Raw genomic sequence first — 15,232 nt, 5'->3', positions numbered from 1 at the left:
AAAGTAGCTGAAATTCATTATATTTTTGCTCAATTTGAAGTCAATAAATTAAATAAAAAGTAAAATTGTTGTTTTGGGAAATAAGTGACACAAAATGTCAGGCCATAGAAAATATTATAAGATTGTTTTTACGTTTTAATTTTAATACTGTGCTGAGTTTAACATTATATATTTTAAAATCTGGATAAAATAATTGTAATAGAATATTAATAAAATACTTGTAGATAAAATGTTCTAATTTTAATAATAAAAAAAGGGGAAATAATGAATTCCCCTTTATAGCAATAAGTGAACTAAACGAGCTGAGTATAAATACAATATAAGTAACCCAAAATTGCTAAAGCAACTACAGGGGCAACAATTTTTGACCATGTAGGTACAGAAATTTCGGCAGCTTGTTCTTCAATATGCACGTCATCATGATGAGGTTGGGCTTGGTGAACCATTTGGTTGAACTCCTTCATTGTTGTATCCAATGATAGCTCTTCTTGTTCCACAGGTTTAGAACCAATTAATTCATTTAGGTGGTTTGTTGACCAAACCCAATCTTCAGCTTGACCTGATAAGTGTTCAATCTGACCTAAAATTAACTCTTTTAAGCCATTATGTCCAAAACCACCTGTTTCATCGAGCTGATTAAGTTCTGCTAACTGCAAAGTTAAAATTTCAGAAATACTCTGTTCTAGTTCTGAATTTTTTAAAGTCGACTGATTATGTTTAGAAGTCGTTAAATGACGAGCAACTTCTTGAATATAAAGTGGATCTGAGGTTTTGATTTCTTGATAAATCTTATTATCATTCTGACGCCATAAACTAATCAGTTTTCCAAGCGTAAGAATATTCACCTCATCAATCAGTTTATTTTTTTCATTAACTGGATATTGATTTAAAAGCTGAGGCTTTTGAATTTTTATCTGCTCAGCAAAGTATTGGACTAAATCAAATGCCATGCTTTCTTCCTCTAAATTTAATCTAAAATTCTTAACGATGGTTTTTTCTTAGTCGATGTTGTTTCAGTTGCTTCTTGTACTTCTGACTCTACTGTATTTTCTACAGGTGTTACATTGGCATATTCTTCAGGATCAAAGAATAAACCTTGTCCATTCTCACGTGCGTAAATCCCTAGAACAGCTTGAATAGGAACATAAATGTCTTTTGATGCTCCGCCAAAACGAGCTGAAAAAGTAATAGCTTCATTGGTAATAAGCAATTGATGAACTGCATGGGGTACAATATTTAGAACAATTTGCCCATCTTTAACAAATTGTTGCGGAACGTCGGTATACGGTTGTGTCGCATCAACTAATAGATAAGGAGTAAGCTGGTTATCACAAATCCATTCATAGATTGCACGAGCAAGATAAGGACGTGTAGGGGTTAAATCAATAGTTTGCTCAGACATATCACGCTATTCCATATTTAATAGTTCATTGTAACGGTTTTTCTCTTGAGGCGTCATTGATTTAGCAAAAGAAGGCCGTTCAAAGATACGTTTACAGTACAAAAATATAGGTCGACAGTGCTGTTTGGGTAAATCAATTCCCATGCTATTTAATCTTAAAAAGATAGGGGCAAGCATGCAGTCTAAGATTGTAAAATTCTCAGACATGAAATACGGAAAATGCTGAAATAGGGGAGTAAGTGAAATTAATGTTTCACGTAGTTCTTTTTGAGCTTTTTGCTTTTGTTCGACATTTAGTGAGTCAGCATGTTTTAACATGTGATCTGCTAACTTAAACCAGTCGTTTTCAAGTCTCCAGATATACTGACGCTGTTCTGCACGCATCATAGGTGCATCTGCATAAAGCTTGCTTTGGCGATAACGATCATCTAAATATTCAGCGATGATAGGTGCTGAAAATAATTTAAGGTTTTGTTCGACCAACATTGGTAATTGGTTGTAAGGATTTAAGCTGGCTAAATCTTCGTCTTCATGGTCAGTTATGATTAATTGATATTTGATTTGTTTTTCTGCTAATAAGAAACGAATCCAATGAGAACGGAAATCATCAGCATGACTGTAAAGGGTAATCCCCTGAATAGAGGTGTTTTCGACCGACATATCACAAGACGACGTGGTTGAGTGAATCGATTAGGATACTAAAAATGCTGTAGGAAATCACGGTTCTAAAGAGATAGTTTGTTTATATTTATAAGTTTGCATTTTGTGGCTCTATTTTCATAATAAAAAAGCCTTGGAAAAATCCAAGGCTTTTTGTCCAACTCGATAAACGAATTAACGTTTAGAGAATTGAGGACGTTTACGAGCTTTACGTAAACCAAGTTTCTTACGTTCAACTTCACGAGCATCACGAGTAACGAAACCAGCTTGACGTAGAACAGGTTTTAAAGTTTCGTCAGCAGCGATAAGCGCACGAGTAATACCGTGACGGATCGCGCCAGCTTGACCACCGATACCACCACCTTTAACAGTGATGTAAAGGTCAAACTTTTCAGTAACTTCTAAAAGTTCTAAAGGTTGACGAACAACCATACGAGCAGTTTCACGACCGAAATATTGCTCTAAAGTACGGTTGTTAATAACGAGTTTACCTGTACCAGCTGACAAGAAAACACGTGCAGTTGCGGTCTTACGGCGACCTGTACCATAATTAGTAGCCATGTGCTGTATCCCTTAGATGTCCAAAACTTGTGGCTGTTGAGCAGCATGCGGATGCTCAGTACCAGCGTACACTTTCATTTTTTTGATCATTGCATAACCAAGAGGACCTTTTGGTAACATGCCTTTAACCGCTTTTTCAAGAACAGCTTCAGGTTTGTGAGCAATTAACTTCTCGAAGTTAGTCTCACGGATACCACCAGGGAAACCAGTATGGCGATAATATTTCTTATCAAGTGATTTTTTACCAGTCACTTGAACTTGTTCAGCATTAATCACAACGATGTAATCGCCAGTGTCAACGTGAGGAGTATAAGAAGTTTTGTGCTTACCGCGTAAACGACGAGCGATTTCAGTCGCAAGGCGACCTAAAGTTTTGCCAGAAGCATCAACAACATACCAGTCATGTTGAACTTCAGCTGGCTTAGCGCTGAGAGTTTTCATTAAACCACTACCTATTATAGTTGGTTTGGACTATGGAATCTGTCCAAACAAAAGGAGCGAGCATTCTAAACGAGTTTGTCCAAACTCACAAGAAAAATCCAGTTTAAGCCATATAATTTAATCCATAAACTGATGAATGTCAGATATGTTAAAATCAAACAAATTCTTGTTATGTGTCTGGAGTGATTGTGCTGCCATTATATGTCACTTCCGGTGAGCCGGCTGGTATTGGTCCAGATATCTGTTTGAGCTTGGCTAAGCGGGTTGATGAACGCCCTGTTGTTATCTTGGGTGACAGAGACTTATTAGAGCAACGTGCCCAAAAAATTGGGGTCGATATTCAATTTATAGAATATACCGGACAGCCTGAATCGTCATCTCTGAATGAACTCTATATAGAACATGTGCCTTTAGAAGCAGCTGTCATTGATGGTCAATTAAACCCAGCTAATGCAGCTTATGTATTAGAGCAACTGCGTCGTTCAGCTGATTATGCAATGTCTGGTAAAAGTGTGGGAGTAGCCACGGCACCTGTGCAAAAATCGGTTATTAATGATGCTGGTATTTTGTTTAGTGGTCACACTGAATACTATCAAGAGTTTGCAGGTGTAGAGCGTGTCGTAATGATGCTTGCAACCAAAACTTTACGTGTAGCCTTAGCAACTACACATTTACCCTTAAGAGATGTAGCGGATGCAATTACCAAAGAGCGATTGCATCAGGTCATTGATATTTTACTGCATGACTTAAAAACTAAATTTAAGATTACAGACCCACGTGTACTCGTGTGTGGTTTAAATCCTCATGCAGGTGAAGATGGTTATTTGGGCCGTGAAGAGATTGATACCATTAATCCAGTACTCGAAAGTTATCGAGCGCAAGGGTTTAAAATGAGTTTAAGCTTGCCGGCAGATACCTTGTTTACTCCAGAACATCTTAAAAATGCAGACGCTGTACTTGCCATGTACCATGATCAAGGTTTACCTGTGTTAAAATCACAAGGGTTTGGTGAAGCCATCAATATTACATTGGGTTTGCCTTTCATTCGAACTTCGGTTGACCATGGCACTGCGTTGTCTTTGGCTGGGACTGGTTTGGCAAAAAGCTCAAGTTTAAATGTCGCTGTTGATTTAGCTTTATCTTTAGCAGCGAGCTAAATTTTTCATGTTGGAAATGTTCTATGTATCAAATTAATGCCCTAAACCCGAAAGATGAAGGGCATAAAGCTCGTAAACGTTTTGGTCAAAACTTCTTACATGATCAGCGAGTCATTGCCAAAATTGTGCGTTCTGTAAGTCCGCGTACAGGCGACAATATTGTCGAGATTGGACCTGGTTTAGCTGCCTTAACCTCTCCTTTAATTGGTGAGTGTGATGCATTAACAGTAGTGGAGCTAGATCGTGACTTAGCTGCTGGGCTACCAGAACGTGTTCCACATCCTGAACGTTTGACGATTATAGAAGCTGATGCATTAAAATATGACTTTAGCGAATTGGTAAAAGATGGCCGACCATTACGTGTAGTCGGTAACTTACCTTATAACATTTCAACCCCATTACTCTTTCATCTCTTGGAATTTGGCAGCAAAGTTAAAGATATGCACTTTATGCTGCAAAAAGAGGTGGTTGACCGTATTACTGCTGAACCGAATACAAAAGAATATGGACGCTTGTCGGTAATGATTCAATATTACTGTCAACCAACATTTTTATTTGAAGTGCCGGCTGGTGCATTTAACCCACCCCCTAAAGTAACGAGTGCTGTTTTCCGCCTTGTTCCTTATGATCAAAAGCCAATTACAGCAAAAGATGAAAAAGCTTTAGCTCGACTGGTTGCCCATGTATTTACTCAGCGCCGCAAAACTTTAAGAAACAGTCTTAAAGGTATGATTGCAGAAGATGGCTTTGAAAAAGCTGGTGTTGATCCAATGGCTCGTCCAGAGACCTTAACACTTGCCCAATTTGTTGCTTTAGCCGATCAAATGGTGGCGTAAATGACTAAGCGTTTTAACTATGTTATTGGCGATGTGCAGGGGTGTTTTGAAGCTCTAAAAGCCTTGCTTAAAGAAATACGTTTTGATCCAGATCAAGACTTTTTATGGTTTGCTGGTGATTTAGTCGCACGTGGTGAAAACTCGGTAGGGGCATTACGTTTTATTAAAAAGCTTGCTGATCGTGGAGCTGCTGCAACTGTACTTGGAAATCATGACCTGACTTTAATTGCGGGTGCGCGTGGTTTAAAAGAGATTAAAGAAAAAGATCGTACCCAAGACGTTATTGATGCGATTGATGGTGATGAGTTAATCGATTGGTTACGTAAACAGCCATTATGTTTATTGCCAAACGAGCATACGATCCTTACTCATGCTGGCATACCTTGTATTTGGGATGCGCAAAAAACTGTAACGTTGGCAAAAGAGGTTGAGGCTGTACTCGCAAACGAAGATTTATCTGTATTGGATGCTTTTTTAGCAGACATGTATGGTTCAAAACCAGATTTGTGGGAAGATCATTTAACGGGTTCAGCACGATTACGTTGTATTACCAATTATTTGACTCGCATGCGTTTAACCAATGCCAAAGGGGCTTTAGAGTTTAGTTTTAAAGATGCTCTGGATGCACCAATGCCGGAAGGTTATTTACCTTGGTTTGAATTTCCGAGCAAAGTGGCACAAACTCATCAAATTATTTTTGGTCATTGGGCTGCGCTCGAGGGCAGAACTATTGATGAGCAGATCCAGAATATCGATGGTGGCTGTGTTTGGGGCAGAAAATTAATGGCTTATCGACTTGAAGACAAAGAAATTTTTTCTGTTGAAAACCCTGTGTAAATATAAGCAAAGCAATGCTTTGCTATTAACGTAAGATGAAGCTAGTAGCTGAGTTAAAAATAAAAAAGCCGCAGAAGCGGCTTTTTTATTGGGAACTATTATTCTACGCGAATCCAAATTTGATTGCGTCCCAAAGCTGAAACTCCAAGATAACCACGCATATGTAAGCGTTTGCCAGTTGCACTGAGCTTTGCTTTAAGTCCGTAAAGTTTGCCAGTATTTGGATCTAAAATTTTACCACCAGTATAATTAAGTCCATCTGTCTGTTTTAAACCTGTTGCGATATCCAGACCTAAAATCGGTTTATTGGTATAGGGCGCAGGGCAGTTATCACAAATCTCTTTAGGCGTATAACCTGGGCGTGGTGTAACTTTGACAATTTTTCCGGCATATGTCCCATTCGCTTCTTTTCGTATTTCTACCTGTGCTTTGGGTGCACCAGTTTTATCATCAATTGTTTGCCAAAGACCTGTAATATCTGCTGCAAATGTAGCAGTATTGATCCCCAATAAGAGCAGAGCTCCAAGAAAAATTTTCCCCATAATTAAAAATCCTTTTAACATTGAAAGGTCATCTTATTGGGAATTGATAGACCATTCAACGTTTATTTAATCTACTTTTTTAATTATGGTGTTCCAAAAGACAACATTAATGTTGGTAGCCAAATTGCAGTAAATACACCGTTCAATGCCATACCAAATGCAGCGTAACGACCTGCAACAGGTCCACGTTGCCAAGCTTGAGCTGTTCCGATGGCATGTGCAGCTAAACCTAAGGCTAAACCTGATGCTCTCTCATCATGAATATGTTTAAGTAAGAATGGTGAGAATGCTGCGCCAATTACCCCAGACAAAATAACAATAAGGGTCACAAGTGTTTCAGGAGCATGTAATAAAGTTGCGATGTTCAGAGCAATTGGAGTAGTTACTGCACGGGTGGCAAATGCAAGAATGGTGGGTTCAGACATATGTAACAAATAAGCCAGCCCCATAGGTAGGGCAACGGCGCTAATACTTGCAAAAAGTAAAATACCAATGACCGATTTAATTGGAAGATCATCGTAACGCATTGCAGCTAAAGGAATGGCTAAGGCCACAGTGACATAACCTAATAGATGACCAAATAACTCATTCACATAAAGACGATATTGCTCATATGGCACATGTAGAACTGCAAGTAGGCCAATTACAATGAACATGCCGAAAACTAAAAGTGGAACTTGCGGGAAACGTCGGTTTAAAGGCTTTGCACACAGATAACCAATGAGTGTGATCAAAAATCCGTAGAAAATCGTAAACATTTTATTCTCCTTATAACCAACGTTTTGCCATTTTTGCATAGACCCACAAAGGTATAAGGGTACTGACCACTAACACCAAAAGAAATAACGGAATTTCCTTACCCATATGTACAAGCATAATTAATGAACCTGCACAAATGGGCAAAAAAGCGAATCCACTTTCTTTCATGATTTTATTATTGGTATCCACTATTCGAAGTGGAATTTTTTTAAACTTTCTCCAAATCAGTAAAATAATAAGTAAGCTGATTAGACCGACCAGATTACCTAATTCTGGATGACCAAAAGCACGCATAACGACGACAGAGCCTTCACGAAAACCAATAATGAGTAGTAATGTGATTACCCATGCTGTCCAGTCTATACTTTTGATCTTATCCATATTTTTTATCTCTAAAAGTTTACTTATCAAGTTTTAACTGATCTCGCCCTTGATTTCAAACTCTTCCAAGGGACGTTTAAATTGACTTGCGTGTTCTCCCAATATTTCATCTAAGGGTAATTTTGCTTGGCGAATCAGCTTTTCTAACTTATGTGGTGCAATCTTCACATCAATATGTAATAAGCCAGCATCATCATAATGTTCAGACTCAATCACATTTAAGGCATAAAGTTGAGTACGTAATTTGCCATAAGCAGGCTTAAGCACGAGTGAAAACTTTTGAATTTGTCCCATTAAGCATTCTTGTACTGCTTTTTGGAGTAAATCTAGACCTTGACCAGAATGAGCTGAAACATACACTCGATCTGGGACGTGTGGCTCAGCATAAATGATTTTGGCCTCTTCACCGCTCAGGTCAATTTTGTTGTATACCCGAAGTACAGGAGCATCAGCGCCAATGTCTTTTAATACGCCTTCAACCGCTTCAATTTGATCAAGCATGTCATGGCTACTACTATCAATAACATGCAGTAAAAGGGTCGCTTCTAGTGTTTCTTCAAGTGTTGCTTTGAATGATTCGACCAAATCATGTTGTAAGTTTCGTACAAAACCTACTGTATCTGCTAGCACAACAGTACCGATACCATCCCAGTCTAAACGGCGTAGTGTTGGATCGAGTGTTGCAAACAGTTGATCGGCTGCGTAGACATCACTATTTGCTAAAATATTAAATAATGTCGATTTACCAGCGTTGGTATAACCTACTAATGAAACTGTTGGAATAGCTGCTTTTTGTCTTGCAGCACGCCCTTGCATACGAGTCTGATGTACTTTGTCTAATTTATCTTTTAATTGGGTAATACGAACACGAATAAGACGGCGATCTGTCTCTAGTTGTGTTTCACCGGGACCACGTAGGCCAATACCACCTTTTTGTTGTTCAAAGTCGGCAGACCAACCACGAATAAGACGAGTAGATAAATGTTTAAGCTGAGCAAGTTCGACTTGTAGCTTACCTTCATGTGTACGGGCACGTAGCGCAAAAATATCTAAGATTAAGCCTGTGCGGTCAATAACTCGGCATTTTAATATTCTTTCTAAATTTCGTTCTTGAGCAGGTGATAAGGCATGGTCAAAAATAACCAGGCTCGCCTCTAGCTCCTGAACTTGTTCTGCAATCTCTTCAACTTTGCCTGAGCCAATGAAAAATTTAGGATTAGGCTTATTACGCTGAACCTTAATATGTTCAAGGATATCTGCACCAGCAGACTGTGCAAGTAGAGCAAACTCTTCGGCATCCAGATCATCTAATAATTGTACAGAAACACTCACTAAGATTGTGCGTTCACCGCCTTGATGCCGATCAACATATTCCACGTGGCTATAAATCCTGAAAATGGGAAAACTTTATTCTAGAGGAAACTTAAGCAAAAGGGGAAAGCGTTTGTTCTTATCCTTTAGATTAGTTATATGAGATTAGTCTAGTGTTCAGATTTATTTTATTTGCCGTTCTCTATCGTCAATGCAAGTTTATTACGAAACGTATAGAATGACTCGAGATGGGTATAACAATGATTAATCGTTAGTGAAATTTTATGGCTCAAACGCAAAGTATAGTTAATTCAACGTTAAAGAAATTATCAAAAATAGGTTTATACGGAAAAAAGGTCACTTCTGCCACGGCCGCAATTAGTGAAGGTTTTTATCTAGTTTATCGACATGGGCTTTATAAAGATCCTAATAATCCTGTAAATACACGTTATGTCCAATACTTTTGCCGCCGTTTATGTCAGGTTTTCAATTTAGATATAGAAGTACATGGCACAATTCCTAGAGAACCAGCTTTATGGGTAAGTAATCATATTTCTTGGTTAGATGTTGCCGTTCTAGGCTCAGGTGCACGAGTTTTCTTTCTGGCTAAAGCTGAAATTGAAAATTGGCCTATTCTTGGAAACTTAGCCAAAAGTGGTGGAACGTTATTTATTAAGCGTGGATCTGGGGATTCAGTCAGAATTCGTGAGCAAATTGCTGAATTTTTAAAACAAAATATTCCAGTATTATTTTTCCCTGAAGCGACAACTACAGATGGACATTCTGTTAAAAAAGTTCATGGACGATTACTTGGTGCAGCGATTGAAGCACAACGTCCAGTACAGGTATGTTTAATTTGTTATGTAAACCGAGATGGGCAATTAGATACGGTTGCACCATTTATCGGGGACATGACATTTGCTGAACATATTCAACGTGTACTGGAAATGCCGAAAGTAACTGCTCATTTATTAACTTTGCCTCCAATTTCAGTGGAAGGGCATGACGTCAAAAGTTTAACGCGCGAAGTTCAAGAAAAAATGGTAGAAGGTTTGGCTCAATTACATCGAAAAGTACTTAAGCCAAAAACTTAATTACATAAAACCTTCAATTGGCAGCCATGAAAGAAACTTCATGCCTGCTTTTTGCCACCATTTCATGTCAGGTTCCTGTCTATAAATTACAGGACCATTAGGAGTTTCTTGCTGCCAATAAATATGATTGTTAGCGTCGAGCTTTAATTTATAAGCATATTTATTTAAATTTTCATCCATTGTATGGTGAATGGTTTTAGCCAACGATGGGCTGTCTAAAATTACGCCAATTTCAGTATTTAAATAAGCCGAGCGTGGATCAAAGTTAAATGAACCGATAAAAACCTGCTCATCTAATGCCATAAGTTTAGTATGCAAACTTGAACGGCTTAAACCTTTCATATTTACTTTAGCTTTAGTTGCAAGTTCATCCGTATTTTTATTTAAATCTCTTTTATCGGGTGTTGGTAAAAATTCATAAAGTTGTACGCCGTTTTTAAGTAGCTCTTTGCGATATTTCCCATAAAAGGCATGTACAACAGCAACGTCATTCGCTTTGAAAGAGTTCGTTAAAACTCGAACCTCAACACCTTCTTTGGCAAGGGTGCTTAAAATCTTGGCACCTTGTTTTTCAGGAATAAAATAAGCAGAGATTAAGTCAACGTTACTTTCTGGTTTTTCCAAGTGGTTAATTAATTGGAAATTCAGGTGTTCTTCTTTTTTAGCTTTTGATTTGATTTTATCAGGTGAGTCTTTTACGACTTCTGCTTTGACCCAATCAAATTGAATATTGTGATTTAGCCATTGATCAAATGCATGAGATTTTGCGGTTAAGTTTAAAAAGTTTTGAACGGTAGCTTGTTGATAGTGTGCTTCGAGTTGTTCTTTTAAGCCTTCATAGCGTAAACGGTGTTGCTCAGGACTTACGATACTTTGAACTGAATATGCATATTCATGATTCCAGTAATCATCAAACGAATTTACGATATCATCAACAGCAGCGCCTACCAACATTACATCGACATCAGAAAACTGATAGCTATCGCTTACATTGTAATATTGATTGGTCATGTTGCGCCCGCCAATAAGAGCAACCTCATTGTCTGCAATAAAACTTTTATTGTGCATACGACGATTGATACGTTTTAAATCCAGCACCATATCCATCGCACGGTATTTGCGGAAACGGTAGGGATTAAAAAGCTTAACTTCAATATTTTTATGCTGAGAAAGGGCCAGTAAAATCCCTTCCATTTTTTTTGCATTATTATCATCAATAAGAAGTCGGACTTTTACACCTCGATCAGCTGCACGAATAATCGCGTGCAAGGCTAAAGCACCAACTTTGTCATTATCCCAAATGTAATATTGTAAATCTAAAGTCTTTTCGGCTTTATCAATTAATCTAAGTCGGGCCGCTAGAGCCTCCAGCGGATCATTTAGAACATGGAAACCCGTTAACTTTGGATTTTGCTGACGTAAAGGTGTAATAATTTTGGCAAGTGAAGTCTCAGAGGTATCAATATCTTTTGCATATTGTACTGGCTCAACACCATGTTTTGGCAGAGTACTACATCCTGTCAAACCCACAGCAAAACTTGAACATAGGACTATAGAGGCTTTTATCAAAAAGCCTTTAGCTTGTTGATTCGTTTGAAGCTGTTTGGAAGGAAAGGATTGTGCCATAATCAGTACATACGATAAGGTGAGCTAGAGTATAATTCGTGCATATTGAAAGATAAATATTGAATTTGATTACTAGCAATCAATATAAGATAAGTCGAGAGTCGTAATGTGGAATCCAAATTCAATCATTTTTTGTTTTTACTTTATTTTTTCAATACTTGCTCTATGGGGAATTTCTGAGGCTTGGATTCATCAATCACGAACCGAGACGATTCATCCATTTAAAGCTTTTGTACATCTACTCGCATTTTATCTCTCTTATCTACTTATTCCTCTCTGGTTTTTTAATTTATATGCTGCTTGGATTGGTTACTACTCAATTCATCAAGGTATTTTCATCTTTTTCTTAAGTGGCGTGTTAATTTACGCCCGATTTATCGAACCTCATTTAGTGCGTGTCGATACTCATCAATATCGCTTAAACCCAGATCGTAGTTTTGATAAGCCAGTAAAAGTAGCCTTAATTGCAGATTTACATATTGGTTTATTTTCAGGGCATGAACGTCAGCTCAAAACCATAGTTAGAAAATTAAATGAACAGCAACCTGATTTAGTGGTAGTCGCTGGTGATTGGACATATGAGCCAGAAGACAGATTGATTGAAGAATTAAGTGTTTTAAAAGAAATTCAGGCGCCTGTATATTCGGTTCCTGGAAATCATGATGAGCAATATCCTGGCCCACCGATTCAGCAACTATTAAAAGATGCCCTATTTTATAATGAAGTTGTTGATATCGAAGGTAAGATTGTTGATTTTGAAGAATTTCGTTTAATTGGTATTGGTGACCTCTGGGCAGGCAAAACCGATATGCGTTCTATGCCAGATTTACCGCAAGACAAGCCTTGGTTAATTTTATCTCATAACCCTGATACGGTAGATATGGTACCTAAATTACCGAATCGACCATTAATGTTATCTGGGCATACACATGGAGGGCAGGTAGAGCTTCCATGGTTGACTAACTATATTATGAAAAAAGTATCAATTTTAGGTCATAAGCGCGGTTTCTACTCTCATGAGCATGCGGATGTCTTTGTTACCGTTGGCACAGGAATGGTTGGAATTCCTTTGCGTTTCAGAGTGCCACCAACCATTGATATTATTGAGCTAGTTTAAAATAAAAAAGCCAATCACAGAGGATTGGCTTTTTTATGAGTTAAATCTACTTATGGAATAACGACAATCGCAACACGTCGGTTAATCGCACGGTTTTCATTGGTTGTATTTGGTACATAAGGTTGCGTTGAACCACGACCAATCACGTAAATGTTTTCTTTTTTAAATCCACGTGTTAAGAAAAGGTTTGCCACACTTTGAGCACGCTCTTCAGATAACTTTTGGTTATATGTAGCATCACCAACATCATCAGTATGACCAACAATTTTCAATTTATTCAGGTCATATTTATTCAGTTGATTTGCCAGACGTACTAACTCAGCTTCATGACTTTGTTTTAACTGTGCATTATTAAAGTCAAATAACAAGCGTTCTGGTAAACCTAAAGTCCAGCCTTCATCAGTAAGAACGAAACCTTCTTTTTTGAGCAATTTTACTTGACGATATTTTAATGGACCAAAACTCAGGCACCCTGCAAGAGTAATGCATAGCAATGCAATAAAAGAGAGTTTTAAAGATCTTGTATTCATAGATTAGCCTAAATTTAATTTTCAGGTTTATAGATAAACCAGTGTTCATCCGAATTTTTAGCCTTATACATTGCTTGATCTGCTTGCATAATGAAATCTTCGGGGCTAGATGCAAATTGTGATAAAGCAATACCTACACTGAAACTGAAGTAAATGGTTTGACCATTTAGATGCAAAGGTTCTTTACAGCTTTCGAGTAAATTTTCAGCAATAGATATTAAATGATCAGCATGACTAATGGAATGCAAAATGACAGCAAATTCATCACCACCTAACCGTGCAATAAAATCTTGATGACGTAAACGAGTTTGCAGGCGATTCGCCATTTCTTTTAAAACTTCATCGCCAGCTAAATGGCCAAATTGGTCATTAATTGCTTTGAAGTTGTTGTTATCTATAAATAATAATGCAGACTTATTATCAAACCCTTTATCTTCAAACATGTCTAAAAGGATTTGATAAAAATAATGTCTATTAGGTAATAAGGTGAGTTGGTCGTGATGAGCCTGAAAGGATAATTTACGATTTTCCTTTTGCAGCTGATTATCCCATATTTGAATTTCTTCAAGTAACTCGTTAAAAACGGTATTTAAATCTTGAAATTCTTTAATTCGGTTGTAAGGGAAGCGAAGATTATAAGCTTTTTGTTCACTTACAATTTGAGCAATATTAGTAAGTGGGTAAATAGCCTGCATAATTTGACGATAAGTTAGATTTACTGACCACCATAAAGCGCAAACAATAAACAACATTGCAATCGCAAGCCCTACCATAATCATTTTTAGGAACTGCAATATTTTTTCAGAGCTACCAAAAAGTGTAAGTTCACCTACATTTTGTTCATGATGATAAATTGTAAGATGAACAGGCTCATTTAAAAACCAATGATCAAACCAGCCTTCTAAAATTGAAGTTTGACTTGATAATTTAAAACTTTGGGCGATCAGATGATGTTCTGAATCGTAAATATGAATAGTACGAATTGAATGATCATTCGTGTACTCATTCAAAATCTGCTCTATTGTAATTTTATCATTAAACACGACTGCGGGCTGAATACGCTCTAATAGAGTATGACTAAGCAATTGCAAATTCTGTTTGGCATAAGTTTCCATAGTAAAAACAGAAATTGAGACAAACGTAAAAGAGCAAATGAAAAAAGTAATAGCAAAAATAGTAAATTGAGATTTTCTAAATAATGAGTGTAGTGAAGTGGACTGATACAACTTTGATATCATGATCCTTACTCCGCATTCTTAGCGAAGAGCAATACTCTCGGATCAATATGGACTTTGGAGTGACTTAAAGCATCTAAGTTAACTTTAAAGGTAGTGTAATTATTCTGAGTATATAAACAAAAGATACTTCCTATCTCGCACTCTGAATTATTAATACTTAAAGAAAGTAAAGAATGATAAGGATAGTTTTGAATAAGGTTTTGTTGTTGCTGCGGAGAAGTACTAGAAAAATAGACAGCCTGACAATGTGACCGAGCAAAATCTTTCGCATTTACAGTTTGAACACGATAATTATAAGACATTTGCTGGATATAAGATTGAAAAGTAGATGTAATAGAAGGGTTATCAATTACACAAAGAGTAGGAGTATTTACATTCTCCCACTTACTGTAGCTTAGGATAGATAAAGTAAGTACATAGAAATTATGTTTTGAATTGGCATAACAAGGCCCACTCGTAGCAAGCACTACAAGTATGCAAACAAATACTTTTTTAGCGAACTGCCACATGGTGAGTTAATGCCAAACTATTGCACGAATAATCTATTCTACATGAAGTTGATAACGTAAAAAAAGTTTAATATCTCATCTAAAAGCGACCAAAAAGCTTAAAAAGTATCCAGTTGATGATATTGATTTAAAAAAAGGGTTGCAAAGGGGATGAGATGGTCTATAATGCACATCCATCGGCGGTGATGCAGATAGAAACTTGTTGAAAAACAGTTACTTGTGATTAGATTG

At 37.3% G+C, this 15,232-nt stretch carries 18 protein-coding genes; 5 read left to right on the top strand and 13 right to left on the bottom strand.

Annotated features, from left to right (window positions below; all coding sequences use genetic code 11):
- Nucleotides 1-293: 293 nt before the first annotated feature.
- From MKL51_RS17540 to rplM, 5 genes are all read right to left on the bottom strand, one after another.
- Nucleotides 294-950 carry a hypothetical protein gene (locus MKL51_RS17540; RefSeq protein ID WP_005065252.1) on the bottom strand — a complete coding sequence of 219 codons (657 nt, stop codon included), beginning with the start codon at nt 948-950 and terminating at the stop codon, nt 294-296.
- A 17-nt stretch (nt 951-967) separates the two neighbouring features.
- Entirely contained in the window at nt 968-1,402 is a 435-nt protein-coding gene (locus MKL51_RS17535; protein WP_005804921.1) for a ClpXP protease specificity-enhancing factor, read from the bottom strand.
- Between the two features lie 6 nt (nt 1,403-1,408).
- Nucleotides 1,409-2,062, bottom strand: a complete 654-nt coding sequence (locus MKL51_RS17530; protein WP_005065247.1) for a glutathione S-transferase N-terminal domain-containing protein — start codon at nt 2,060-2,062, stop codon at nt 1,409-1,411.
- A gap of 174 nt (nt 2,063-2,236) precedes the next feature.
- Nucleotides 2,237-2,623, bottom strand: coding sequence for a 30S ribosomal protein S9 (gene rpsI, locus MKL51_RS17525; protein ID WP_002048725.1), 387 nt, complete (start codon nt 2,621-2,623; stop codon nt 2,237-2,239).
- A gap of 12 nt (nt 2,624-2,635) precedes the next feature.
- The gene (gene rplM, locus MKL51_RS17520; protein ID WP_002117832.1) at nt 2,636-3,064 is read right to left on the bottom strand and encodes a 50S ribosomal protein L13; all 429 of its coding nucleotides are present in this window, start codon (nt 3,062-3,064) and stop codon (nt 2,636-2,638) included.
- 173 nt (nt 3,065-3,237) lie between these two features.
- Here rplM and pdxA point away from each other — a divergent pair, with 173 nt between their 5' ends.
- Genes pdxA through MKL51_RS17505 form a run of 3 tightly spaced genes read left to right on the top strand, consistent with a single transcriptional unit; the run spans nt 3,238 to nt 5,894 of the window.
- The gene (gene pdxA, locus MKL51_RS17515; RefSeq protein ID WP_080613012.1) at nt 3,238-4,221 is read left to right on the top strand and encodes a 4-hydroxythreonine-4-phosphate dehydrogenase PdxA; all 984 of its coding nucleotides are present in this window, start codon (nt 3,238-3,240) and stop codon (nt 4,219-4,221) included.
- A gap of 23 nt (nt 4,222-4,244) precedes the next feature.
- A complete protein-coding gene (gene rsmA, locus MKL51_RS17510; protein ID WP_005065242.1) occupies nt 4,245-5,057 on the top strand; it encodes a 16S rRNA (adenine(1518)-N(6)/adenine(1519)-N(6))-dimethyltransferase RsmA in 813 nt (270 codons plus the stop codon).
- Nucleotides 5,058-5,894: a symmetrical bis(5'-nucleosyl)-tetraphosphatase gene (locus MKL51_RS17505; RefSeq protein WP_017482423.1), complete on the top strand. Its 837-nt coding sequence runs from the start codon at nt 5,058-5,060 to the stop codon at nt 5,892-5,894. It abuts the gene before it with no gap.
- A 98-nt stretch (nt 5,895-5,992) separates the two neighbouring features.
- Here the strand turns inward: MKL51_RS17505 and MKL51_RS17500 are convergent, their stop codons facing one another.
- From MKL51_RS17500 to hflX, 4 genes are all read right to left on the bottom strand, one after another.
- Entirely contained in the window at nt 5,993-6,436 is a 444-nt protein-coding gene (locus MKL51_RS17500) for a DUF2147 domain-containing protein (protein WP_017482422.1), read from the bottom strand.
- Nucleotides 6,437-6,519: 83 nt separating this feature from the next.
- On the bottom strand, nt 6,520-7,194 hold the full coding sequence (locus MKL51_RS17495; RefSeq protein WP_017482421.1) for an LrgB family protein: 675 nt from the start codon (nt 7,192-7,194) through the stop codon (nt 6,520-6,522).
- Nucleotides 7,195-7,204: 10 nt separating this feature from the next.
- Nucleotides 7,205-7,576 carry a hypothetical protein gene (locus MKL51_RS17490; protein WP_016143025.1) on the bottom strand — a complete coding sequence of 124 codons (372 nt, stop codon included), beginning with the start codon at nt 7,574-7,576 and terminating at the stop codon, nt 7,205-7,207.
- A gap of 33 nt (nt 7,577-7,609) precedes the next feature.
- Nucleotides 7,610-8,953: a ribosome rescue GTPase HflX gene (gene hflX, locus MKL51_RS17485; protein WP_017482420.1), complete on the bottom strand. Its 1,344-nt coding sequence runs from the start codon at nt 8,951-8,953 to the stop codon at nt 7,610-7,612.
- A gap of 218 nt (nt 8,954-9,171) precedes the next feature.
- On the opposite strand from hflX, the gene MKL51_RS17480 reads away from it, so the two are divergent.
- Nucleotides 9,172-9,981, top strand: a complete 810-nt coding sequence (locus tag MKL51_RS17480; RefSeq protein WP_017482419.1) for a lysophospholipid acyltransferase family protein — start codon at nt 9,172-9,174, stop codon at nt 9,979-9,981.
- On the opposite strand, the gene MKL51_RS17475 is transcribed toward MKL51_RS17480, so the two are convergent.
- Entirely contained in the window at nt 9,982-11,607 is a 1,626-nt protein-coding gene (locus MKL51_RS17475; protein WP_017482418.1) for a phospholipase D family protein, read from the bottom strand.
- Nucleotides 11,608-11,713: 106 nt separating this feature from the next.
- Here MKL51_RS17475 and MKL51_RS17470 point away from each other — a divergent pair, with 106 nt between their 5' ends.
- Entirely contained in the window at nt 11,714-12,724 is a 1,011-nt protein-coding gene (locus tag MKL51_RS17470; protein WP_005065230.1) for a metallophosphoesterase, read from the top strand.
- A 50-nt stretch (nt 12,725-12,774) separates the two neighbouring features.
- On the opposite strand, the gene MKL51_RS17465 is transcribed toward MKL51_RS17470, so the two are convergent.
- From MKL51_RS17465 to MKL51_RS17455, 3 genes are read right to left on the bottom strand one after another with little or no spacing between them, the layout of a single operon-like run.
- Nucleotides 12,775-13,254: an OmpA family protein gene (locus MKL51_RS17465; protein WP_002117846.1), complete on the bottom strand. Its 480-nt coding sequence runs from the start codon at nt 13,252-13,254 to the stop codon at nt 12,775-12,777.
- Between the two features lie 14 nt (nt 13,255-13,268).
- A complete protein-coding gene (locus tag MKL51_RS17460; protein ID WP_270904377.1) occupies nt 13,269-14,492 on the bottom strand; it encodes a diguanylate cyclase domain-containing protein in 1,224 nt (407 codons plus the stop codon).
- A gap of 5 nt (nt 14,493-14,497) precedes the next feature.
- The gene (locus tag MKL51_RS17455; RefSeq protein WP_270904376.1) at nt 14,498-15,001 is read right to left on the bottom strand and encodes a YfiR family protein; all 504 of its coding nucleotides are present in this window, start codon (nt 14,999-15,001) and stop codon (nt 14,498-14,500) included.
- Between the last annotated feature and the right edge of the window lie 231 nt (nt 15,002-15,232).

Origin of the sequence: Acinetobacter sp. AOR18_HL, assembly GCF_027855145.1 — a bacterium.
Taxonomy (GTDB): Bacteria; Pseudomonadota; Gammaproteobacteria; order Pseudomonadales; family Moraxellaceae; genus Acinetobacter; species Acinetobacter pittii.
This window is presented reverse-complemented; position numbering and strand designations above follow the sequence as displayed.

What these genes read in the sequence shown, in the direction of transcription:
- MKL51_RS17505 (WP_017482423.1), top strand. Translation starts at nt 5,058, where the DNA reads ATGACTAAGCGTTTTAACTATGTTATTGGCGATGTGCAGGGGTGTTTT.
- rplM (WP_002117832.1), bottom strand. Translation starts at nt 3,064, where the DNA reads ATGAAAACTCTCAGCGCTAAGCCAGCTGAAGTTCAACATGACTGGTAT.
- MKL51_RS17540 (WP_005065252.1), bottom strand. Translation starts at nt 950, where the DNA reads ATGGCATTTGATTTAGTCCAATACTTTGCTGAGCAGATAAAAATTCAA.
- MKL51_RS17470 (WP_005065230.1), top strand. Translation starts at nt 11,714, where the DNA reads ATGTGGAATCCAAATTCAATCATTTTTTGTTTTTACTTTATTTTTTCA.
- MKL51_RS17500 (WP_017482422.1), bottom strand. Translation starts at nt 6,436, where the DNA reads ATGGGGAAAATTTTTCTTGGAGCTCTGCTCTTATTGGGGATCAATACT.
- rpsI (WP_002048725.1), bottom strand. Translation starts at nt 2,623, where the DNA reads ATGGCTACTAATTATGGTACAGGTCGCCGTAAGACCGCAACTGCACGT.
- MKL51_RS17535 (WP_005804921.1), bottom strand. Translation starts at nt 1,402, where the DNA reads ATGTCTGAGCAAACTATTGATTTAACCCCTACACGTCCTTATCTTGCT.
- rsmA (WP_005065242.1), top strand. Translation starts at nt 4,245, where the DNA reads ATGTATCAAATTAATGCCCTAAACCCGAAAGATGAAGGGCATAAAGCT.
- MKL51_RS17480 (WP_017482419.1), top strand. Translation starts at nt 9,172, where the DNA reads ATGGCTCAAACGCAAAGTATAGTTAATTCAACGTTAAAGAAATTATCA.
- MKL51_RS17460 (WP_270904377.1), bottom strand. Translation starts at nt 14,492, where the DNA reads ATGATATCAAAGTTGTATCAGTCCACTTCACTACACTCATTATTTAGA.
- MKL51_RS17475 (WP_017482418.1), bottom strand. Translation starts at nt 11,607, where the DNA reads ATGGCACAATCCTTTCCTTCCAAACAGCTTCAAACGAATCAACAAGCT.
- MKL51_RS17530 (WP_005065247.1), bottom strand. Translation starts at nt 2,062, where the DNA reads ATGTCGGTCGAAAACACCTCTATTCAGGGGATTACCCTTTACAGTCAT.
- MKL51_RS17495 (WP_017482421.1), bottom strand. Translation starts at nt 7,194, where the DNA reads ATGTTTACGATTTTCTACGGATTTTTGATCACACTCATTGGTTATCTG.
- MKL51_RS17490 (WP_016143025.1), bottom strand. Translation starts at nt 7,576, where the DNA reads ATGGATAAGATCAAAAGTATAGACTGGACAGCATGGGTAATCACATTA.
- MKL51_RS17455 (WP_270904376.1), bottom strand. Translation starts at nt 15,001, where the DNA reads ATGTGGCAGTTCGCTAAAAAAGTATTTGTTTGCATACTTGTAGTGCTT.
- MKL51_RS17465 (WP_002117846.1), bottom strand. Translation starts at nt 13,254, where the DNA reads ATGAATACAAGATCTTTAAAACTCTCTTTTATTGCATTGCTATGCATT.